We start from the raw sequence: 7,306 nt of genomic DNA on the forward strand, positions 1-7,306 counted from the left end.
GGTATGGCCGTTAGCGCTGAACTTCTCGCGCAGGGCTTTCGACGCCTCTACATGGGTCATGGGACGCTGCTCAATACGCGGCCCGCGCACGTCTGAAGCCTGACCGCGCTTCGGCATATAGGCCGGAAGCGTGGTGTCGTCGATATGTTTGTACGGGTCAAGTTGCCCGCCGAACGGCAGCGCCTTCGCCTTGCGTGCAGCAGCTGCATCGGCAGCGTTATCGGTGCCGGTGACCAGCTCTTCGATTTCTTTTGCCGCCGTCTGCGCCGGGGTCTCCGGCAGGGCTTTGTAGTTTTCGCCAAATACCGCCGCGCTTTCGGCAAAGCCAAACTCGTTCTTTCTGACCTCTTCAACCAGGAAGAACGTCTCGTGGCCGTCCTCACCGGTCAGTACCACCTGCGCCACATCGCTGCGCCACGGGTTACGGGTAATCATCAGTTTTTCGCCGACCAGTACGCCCGGTACCGTCGAAACGTCAAACTCATTGCCCCGGAACGAGACGCGCAGTTTTGGCGTGACCTTACGGAGTTCCGGTGCGGCCACCGCTAGTTCGCGGCAAACCTCAACGGATGGCGCTTTTTTCAGCTGGTCAGCATTAATCTTCAGCCAGATATCCGTGCGGGTTTTACCGTGGCGGCTGTGAACAGCCGTGGCGTTAAAGTGGCTGCGCCATTTCACGGCCAGCGCGTTCAGCTCTTCCAGGCTGTGAACCGGCTGGAACTTGAGACCCGGCTCCAGCTTGCGTTCAATAATGTCACGGGCTTTTTCCACCTGCCCGGTGGCGCGGGCGTTATGCGGTTTATGCGCTATCAGGTTGATGCCCAGCGAGCGGCACATGTTTTTCGTCATGCCAGCGGTGTTCGCCGAACCGGGGTCAAGGTAGAGTATTTTCGGCACGCCGTGCAGCACGTCCGCGCCACCGCGCTCCTGCATGGCGTTGATAAGCACAGAACAGAGGTTCTCACCAGATTCCGCACCCATCACGTACTCAACGTAAATCCAGCCGCTGGTATGGTCGGTAATCTCGTAACTCCACACGCGGTCACTGGCAATGCGGGCGATGTTGGCTGGCTTGTTCTTGTAGAACTTAGCGCTGTCCATCACCTGCAGCCCTTTATGGCCGTTGCTCAGGTAGTAAAGCGTACAAAGTGAGGCATCAATCTCCCAGACGTGATTGGGATGCAGGCTGGCCATCTCGGACGACGGGGCCGGTGCGTCAAGCTGTTCCGGGTGCAGACCATAGTTCCGCAGGGCGCGGCTGATGGTGTCCTCGGACAGCGGGAAAAACTCGCCTGTGGCCTCGTCCGTTCTGCCAGCAGTGATAAAGCCGTTTGACCGCAGGGTCTCCACCGCATCCGCGATGGAATACAGGCGCTTGCCGTTCTTACGGGTAGCCTCGCGCAGCGTGGCAGATATCAGCGCGGCTTCATCGCGGCTCAGGGCGCTGCGCCCGGCATCGGCGCGTTTTTTACGTTTGTCAGTCACTGATACCTCCTTCAGCTTGCGCAGCAGGGTGGCGCGGGACATGCCCAGTTCAGCGCAGGCGGCATCATATATCGCACCACGCTTACCATGCCCCGCGTCACGTGCCGCGCGGGCAACATAAACCAGTCGTTCAGTCAGGGCGGCACTCATGGGTTATGCCTCCTGCCCGTTAATCTCTGGCGTCGGGTCAGTCAGCCATGAAGGGGCGGCGTTGCCTGTCGGCTCGTCCGGCAGGTCAAATGTGGAGCGCAGGCTACGCGCGGTGCTTTCCAGCTGGCAGACCAGACCGGCCATAAAGTCTCTGGGGGTATCAATCATATTTTCAGCACAGTATGCGCACAGGGTCTCAAAGGCGCTGGACAGTCGAACGGCGATGGCAGATTCCGCCTCAACCGCTAACGCTGTAACTTCCGCACGCAGCTTCTTCACCTCTTCGTCAGGCTTGGGCGGCTGGATACGGGATTTCTTCTCCAGTTTTGTGGAAAGCGAGTCGATTTTTTCGTTTTTGTCGGCCAGCACGCGCTGTTGTGCTGCGTTGGTTTCACGGGCTTCGCGAAGAGCCTGACGTAATTCCCGACAGCTCATGCGATCTACCTCATCCAGCGTCAAACCTGCTACGGTACCACCGTCAGCCAGCTCAGTAAGAGACTCATCATCTTCTGTCATTAGCTCAAACAGCTTCGATTTACCCAAATGTCCCAACGTCGGGACTTTTGACTCAAGTGATGGTGTTAAATACTTCAACGACGCTTGCATCATTCGATGCGCTGTACTTTTGGGTAATCCGAGTTGCCCAGTTACGATCTCAGTGAAGTCACCATGCGGCTCATTTTCTTTGAGAATTACCAGTCTCTTACCCGCCTCCAGCATGGCTTCAGCACTTTGAGCCATGTAAAAACGTGTTTCATGGACAATACGATCACGTTCATACGGCAACCCGTCACCGAACTGCTGCATGATTTCAAGGCGATGTTCGGTCATGGCATTAAGACTAACGTTGAGGCCATCACTCAGCGGTGCATCTTCCATCAGTTCAACTGGTTGTGATTTTGTGCGTCCCATTTCAACTCCTTAGCGACTGCCAGCCATAACACGCTGGTTAATTTCATTAATACGATCCTGCGCCCGCGCCATTTCGGTACTGTGCGCCATGGCGATTTGTAAGAGCTGGACTCCAGGGGCGAAGCGCCCGTTATCCAGTTTCAGGGCCAGTCCTTCTTCGATAAGGGTATTGAGCGCACGATTGATATTCGCCGGTGACTCGCCCAGAGCCGATGCCAGTTCACCGTTAGAAACACCGTTCAGGGCGTGGCCACGCAGTGCTTTAAGAACGCGCAGAATGCGGGAGCCAGAACTGGATACATTTGCCTTACTCATGTCACATTCCCCTTTTTGCGATATGTGATAATCTGTTACACGGGCTAAAACGTTACGCCGCATTCGAATCTGGTTTCAGACCCAGCTTCACGGCAATTTCGTGTGATTTGCCGTAACGACCTTTAGTGAAGCCGTTAAGAACCCGGTAGACCTCATTGCGGCTGTAGCCGTTTTCTTCAGCCCAGCGGGTGAAAGTGACCCCGCGCTGGCGGAAGAGTGATTTGACTTGTTCTGCAGTCATCGTTGTCTCCTTTGTTGATGCAATGATGTTTGCCTTATGTGTGATAGATTATATACACAAACGTGTATAAAGCAACGAAAGAGACGCAAATGTGTATAGCTGAGCGATTAAAAGAAGTACTAAAACAAAAGAAGATCAGCTCAATCAAAGAGTTCGCTGAGATTTGCGAGCTGCCTTACCGTACCGCTCAAAGCTATTTGAATGGCGACAGGGAACCTAATATTGCAGGCTTAACGAAGTTGTGCACACAGTTGGGTATAAACCTCAATTGGCTTCTCACAGGTGTTGGTGAACAATTTATCTTGGGAGATGGGACTTCATCAGTGCAGGGTATCTCAACGGAGAAACAGGCTCTGATGGATGCGTTTGATGATATGAGTCCTGAGCAGCGGAGGGCTATTCTTGAGGTCGGCAAAGTCCTCACTCAACCAAAACCAAGCAAGTTTGCTGGGTAGGGAGAGGGCTTATAAGAATTTCACGGTAAAGGGAATGTGGTTGAGTTAGCTGCTTATCGGGAAAGGCTTATCAAAAAAAAGTAAGGTGGCAAGGCCTAAGCTCTTGCCACGACAAAACTGTTAATCTTTGACCATAAACCAACCTTCAAAGTAAGTGCCTTTAGACCCTGTCTCTTTCTTTTCGCAGGCGAACATTTTCTCGTTAGGCAATCGTCCAGTCACCATGTCTGGCTTATCCTGAATGATTTTGAGTGGTTCGCCACCATTTGCCTTTATAGCTGATAGACATTCTTGCATTGAATGAAATTCAGCTTTCATGACGCTATCAGCCAAAGTATTTCCAGCGACTAAAAAGGTAGAAATCAGAACAGCGATCTTAAATTTCATAGCATAATCCATTGTAAGTGGGTTCAAATTCGGTGACCTATTAACGATTCTATTTAATTAAAAATTACAAATCACTAATTCTTTCCGTGGCGTAGCTTTACCTGTGATCTTCAGGTTGTAGCTGATATCAACTGTCTGAATGTTCAGTCCGTTGAACGCCTGCCGCATTTCAGGGATATCGTTCACCGATATAATCATTTTCCCTTTGATGTTCCGCGCCAGTTCCGACATGTGGATGTAGTTCCCTATCGGAAAATCCACGCCATAGCCCTCTGTTCCCCAGTATGGTGGGTCACAGTAGAACAGCGTATGCGGGCGATCATATCGCTCTATGCACTGGTGCCAGTCCAGATGCTCTATCAGCGTTCTCGACAGGCGCAGGTGTGCCATCGACAGTTCTTCTTCGATGCGCAGGAGGTTAAAGCGCGGCGCACTTGTGGTGGAGGTTCCGAACGAGTGATCGGCCACCTTGCCGCCAAACGCCTGTTTCTGCAGGTAGTAGAACCGGGCCGCCCGCTGAATGTCGGTGAGCGTTTCTTCCGGCGTATCCTGCAACCATCTGTAAATCTGACGGCTGACCAGCGCCCATTTGAACTGGCGGACAAACTCTTCCAGGTGATGTTTTACCACCCGATACAGATTCACCAGCTCACCGTTGATATCGTTAATGACTTCGATCTTGCTGGGTGTCTTAAGGAAATAAAGTGCAGCTGCTCCGCAGAACGGCTCCACATAGCAGGTATGGGCCGGAAACAGCGGTAAAATATGCTTCGCCAAACGACGTTTTCCGCCAATCCAGGGAACGATGGGCAAAGATTGTTCTTTCATTATCCGTAAGCCTTTTGCAATCAGTGAAAATATGGCAGGCTAGTCTGGTCTCGCGAGACTGACTGAACCCTGGTCGGCTCACAGTGCATACCTGTGGGTTGATGGCCAGCCCGGTGTTCGAGCACCGGGCTGGTCGTTCTTTCACTGCCAGGATGCGGTTTTGGGATGTTCGGTGGCTATTAATGCGGTTTACTGGATGGCGGCATAAGAGCACGTCATTTAGCTGATTTGATAAGGATGTACCTTCCGTTGGAAAAGTATTACACGCTCGATTCTGCAAATAGTCTGTTTCCATTTCATGAGATAACGCTGCGTTACCACACCCCCAAACAGCCGGAGTTGGCTGAATTCCTTAATCAAATACATCCCGATGGGTTGTCGAAGCACGGCTATAACTATCTCTATAATCCTGCGCTTTTCGATGAAGACCATCATAGGGACAACGCCTTACTGATTGGTCTCATCCTTGAACTTGTACGGCGTAGCGAATTTCCTGATAAACCGTCCCGATATCAGTCTCTGTTTGCCTGTCAGGAAATCAGCGAGGTTAAACAATTCAGGGAATTGCTGGCCAACGAGCGTGGTGATGATGGAATACGGACAGCGCCGATATATGAAGTAAGGAACCAGAACCCTGTTCACCGTGGTGATATGAGACTGCTTAACAGTGATGGTCCGATTCTGGATATATATCGTCGGGCACATCTGTACTGGTCAGGTGAAAGTCTTACATATGCAAATGGTGAAGATCCATTCTGGGAGATACTTATCCCACTTCCGGCATCAACAGGCAGGCGGGTAACGGAATGAGCAATATGACGGCCAGATAGTTAGCAAGCCGATCTGCTTTTTGGATTGGCGCTGATGGTCAGTCTTATCTGTCCAATGAGTATTCCTTTCAGCTTATTTTCAGTGAGCATTCTTGGCGTTTTCTCCACCTGCTCAAGCGCGGCCTGCATCTCTCTTATTGCCTCTGCAAGATTGTCAGCATTGACGCTGAGGGTGTAAATTTTTGCCGCAGTTTCATACTCATCGCAGGTGATCCCCATCAGACAGAGTGAGCTGGATTTAGCAGTTGCCGAAGTCATACGTTTTCCCTTCAAAGAAATATCTGTGGTTGTTGGCCAGTCAGGTATTGGTGTATCAGCCTTGTCGTTCTTTCAAAGTAATCATGCGTTTTGCCCCATCGCATCACTATTAACGCTGTTTAAAATCCATTTCCCCTGGCATTTGTGATGCTGTCTCCCACACAACAAGGAGACGCACCATGAAAAAACTGAAAAAATTCATTCCCCCTGTTAAAAAACCACGTCTCAGCGGCTGGCTGCTGACCTCAGCGCTGCTGCTCGGCACCATCGGTCTTGTATCGCCCCAGCAACTGCCGGTGGTTGTCTACAAGCTGTCACTCATCACGCTGGCGGCAGTATTGGGCTACTGGCTTGACCGTTCGCTTTTCCCCAAAGCCCGTCCCGGTCAGTACCTGAAGCATGATGACAGGCTGATGGCTGATGGTCGCTTCCCCGTCCAGACTGGCCTTCACCTGGTCTTTTCCGCTGCGCTAATCCGCCGTGCGCTGATTGTTGCCGCAGTCTGTCTGGCCGTGGCGACGGGGCTGTAATCATGAACTGGCCTCAAATCACCCTCATCATCCTGCTTGCCTTTGGTCTGGGCGTAACCGCCATTAAGCATGGCGAGCCACGCAACGATAAATACAGCTTCTGGTGGCAGCTCGCTGGCAACCTGGTTATTGCCTGGCTGCTCTGGTGTGGCGGCTTCTTCAGTCAGGCCCGCGCAGCCCAGCCACCGCAGGCCGCGCTGCAGTATCGCGACGATGTGATCCGTAATGCCCGGCTTGAATGGGGAATGTCTGCGCCGGTGGCTGACTTCGCCGCACAGCTGCATCAGGAAAGCGGCTGGCGACCTGATGCGGTCTCGCCGGTTGGCGCTCAGGGGCTGGCGCAGTTTATGCCCGCCACAGCTGACTGGATAAGTCAGCTGATGCCGGGGCTGAACAGCCGCGAGCCGTTTAATCCGGCGTGGGCCATCCGGGCGCTGGTCAGCTATGACCGCTGGCTGTGGCAACGCGTCAGCGCCGTCAATGACTGCGAGCGTATGGCCATGACGCTGTCAGGCTATAACGGTGGTCTGGGCTGGGTACAGCGGGACAAACGGCTGGCCTCGCAGCAGGGGCTGGACAGCACCCGCTGGTTTGGTCATGTCGCCACGGTGAATGCCGGACGCAGCACTGCCAACTGGCGGGAGAACCGTCATTATCCGCAGCGCATCCTGCACGAACTGGCCCCGCGTTATCTCACCTGGGGAGGCGGCAGCTGTGTGGACTAACCTGCTAAAAAATCTGCCGTGGCGCAGTCTGCTGCTGGCGGTGGTCATAAATGCTTTTCTGATTGGGCTTTATTACCTGGGCTACAAAAGCGGGCATGAAAACGCCACGCGCGACGGCGATAAGGCGGTCAGTGAGTTGCAGTCAGCATTCGACACGTACAAAACGGAGCAGGCAACGCTTGAGAACGCT

At 53.0% G+C, this 7,306-nt stretch carries 11 protein-coding genes and 1 pseudogene; 5 read left to right on the forward strand and 7 right to left on the reverse strand.

Annotated features, from left to right (window positions below; all coding sequences use genetic code 11):
- The 4 genes from GJV78_RS21825 to GJV78_RS21840 all read right to left on the reverse strand — a co-directional run.
- Positions 1-1,635 (reverse strand): DDE-type integrase/transposase/recombinase (locus GJV78_RS21825; protein WP_155110206.1); only part of this gene is annotated, 1,635 nt, incomplete at its 3' end.
- A gap of 3 nt (positions 1,636-1,638) precedes the next feature.
- Positions 1,639-2,547 carry a DUF3102 domain-containing protein gene (locus GJV78_RS21830; RefSeq protein ID WP_095908156.1) on the reverse strand — a complete coding sequence of 303 codons (909 nt, stop codon included), beginning with the start codon at positions 2,545-2,547 and terminating at the stop codon, positions 1,639-1,641.
- 9 nt (positions 2,548-2,556) lie between these two features.
- A complete protein-coding gene (locus GJV78_RS21835; RefSeq protein ID WP_020803508.1) occupies positions 2,557-2,862 on the reverse strand; it encodes a helix-turn-helix domain-containing protein in 306 nt (101 codons plus the stop codon).
- Between the two features lie 52 nt (positions 2,863-2,914).
- On the reverse strand, positions 2,915-3,103 hold the full coding sequence (locus GJV78_RS21840; protein ID WP_016191701.1) for a DNA-binding protein: 189 nt from the start codon (positions 3,101-3,103) through the stop codon (positions 2,915-2,917).
- Positions 3,104-3,192: 89 nt separating this feature from the next.
- On the opposite strand from GJV78_RS21840, the gene GJV78_RS21845 reads away from it, so the two are divergent.
- Entirely contained in the window at positions 3,193-3,558 is a 366-nt protein-coding gene (locus tag GJV78_RS21845; RefSeq protein ID WP_054181123.1) for a helix-turn-helix domain-containing protein, read from the forward strand.
- A 120-nt stretch (positions 3,559-3,678) separates the two neighbouring features.
- Here GJV78_RS21845 and GJV78_RS21850 read toward each other — a convergent pair whose 3' ends face one another.
- The gene (locus GJV78_RS21850; RefSeq protein WP_063930249.1) at positions 3,679-3,945 is read right to left on the reverse strand and encodes a hypothetical protein; all 267 of its coding nucleotides are present in this window, start codon (positions 3,943-3,945) and stop codon (positions 3,679-3,681) included.
- 57 nt (positions 3,946-4,002) lie between these two features.
- Positions 4,003-4,773: a DNA adenine methylase gene (locus GJV78_RS21855; protein WP_155110207.1), complete on the reverse strand. Its 771-nt coding sequence runs from the start codon at positions 4,771-4,773 to the stop codon at positions 4,003-4,005.
- 249 nt (positions 4,774-5,022) lie between these two features.
- Here GJV78_RS21855 and GJV78_RS21860 point away from each other — a divergent pair, with 249 nt between their 5' ends.
- Positions 5,023-5,583 (forward strand): DUF2441 domain-containing protein, encoded by a 561-nt coding sequence (locus GJV78_RS21860; protein ID WP_100246813.1) that lies wholly within the window; start codon positions 5,023-5,025, stop codon positions 5,581-5,583.
- Positions 5,584-5,603: 20 nt separating this feature from the next.
- On the opposite strand, the gene GJV78_RS21865 is transcribed toward GJV78_RS21860, so the two are convergent.
- The gene (locus GJV78_RS21865) at positions 5,604-5,861 is read right to left on the reverse strand and encodes a hypothetical protein (protein WP_057057577.1); all 258 of its coding nucleotides are present in this window, start codon (positions 5,859-5,861) and stop codon (positions 5,604-5,606) included.
- A 179-nt stretch (positions 5,862-6,040) separates the two neighbouring features.
- On the opposite strand from GJV78_RS21865, the gene GJV78_RS21870 reads away from it, so the two are divergent.
- The 3 genes and pseudogenes from GJV78_RS21870 to GJV78_RS21880 all read left to right on the forward strand — a co-directional run.
- Positions 6,041-6,391, forward strand: a complete 351-nt coding sequence (locus GJV78_RS21870) for a putative holin (protein WP_155110208.1) — start codon at positions 6,041-6,043, stop codon at positions 6,389-6,391.
- Positions 6,392-6,393: 2 nt separating this feature from the next.
- A complete protein-coding gene (locus GJV78_RS21875) occupies positions 6,394-7,116 on the forward strand; it encodes a transglycosylase SLT domain-containing protein (RefSeq protein WP_155110209.1) in 723 nt (240 codons plus the stop codon).
- A pseudogene (locus GJV78_RS21880) lies at positions 7,106-7,306 on the forward strand (hypothetical protein); the annotation flags it as partial. The gene GJV78_RS21875 and the pseudogene GJV78_RS21880, both read left to right, overlap by 11 nt.

Origin of the sequence: Intestinirhabdus alba (genome assembly GCF_009711095.1) — a bacterium.
Lineage (GTDB): Bacteria > Pseudomonadota > Gammaproteobacteria > Enterobacterales > Enterobacteriaceae > Intestinirhabdus > Intestinirhabdus alba.

Excerpts from the sequence above, each read along its gene's own strand:
- GJV78_RS21855 (WP_155110207.1), bottom strand. The coding sequence starts at position 4,773 with ATGAAAGAACAATCTTTGCCCATCGTTCCCTGGATTGGCGGAAAACGT.
- GJV78_RS21840 (WP_016191701.1), bottom strand. The coding sequence starts at position 3,103 with ATGACTGCAGAACAAGTCAAATCACTCTTCCGCCAGCGCGGGGTCACT.
- GJV78_RS21875 (WP_155110209.1), top strand. The coding sequence starts at position 6,394 with ATGAACTGGCCTCAAATCACCCTCATCATCCTGCTTGCCTTTGGTCTG.
- GJV78_RS21850 (WP_063930249.1), bottom strand. The coding sequence starts at position 3,945 with ATGAAATTTAAGATCGCTGTTCTGATTTCTACCTTTTTAGTCGCTGGA.
- GJV78_RS21865 (WP_057057577.1), bottom strand. The coding sequence starts at position 5,861 with ATGACTTCGGCAACTGCTAAATCCAGCTCACTCTGTCTGATGGGGATC.
- GJV78_RS21870 (WP_155110208.1), top strand. The coding sequence starts at position 6,041 with ATGAAAAAACTGAAAAAATTCATTCCCCCTGTTAAAAAACCACGTCTC.
- GJV78_RS21845 (WP_054181123.1), top strand. The coding sequence starts at position 3,193 with ATGTGTATAGCTGAGCGATTAAAAGAAGTACTAAAACAAAAGAAGATC.
- GJV78_RS21835 (WP_020803508.1), bottom strand. The coding sequence starts at position 2,862 with ATGAGTAAGGCAAATGTATCCAGTTCTGGCTCCCGCATTCTGCGCGTT.
- GJV78_RS21830 (WP_095908156.1), bottom strand. The coding sequence starts at position 2,547 with ATGGGACGCACAAAATCACAACCAGTTGAACTGATGGAAGATGCACCG.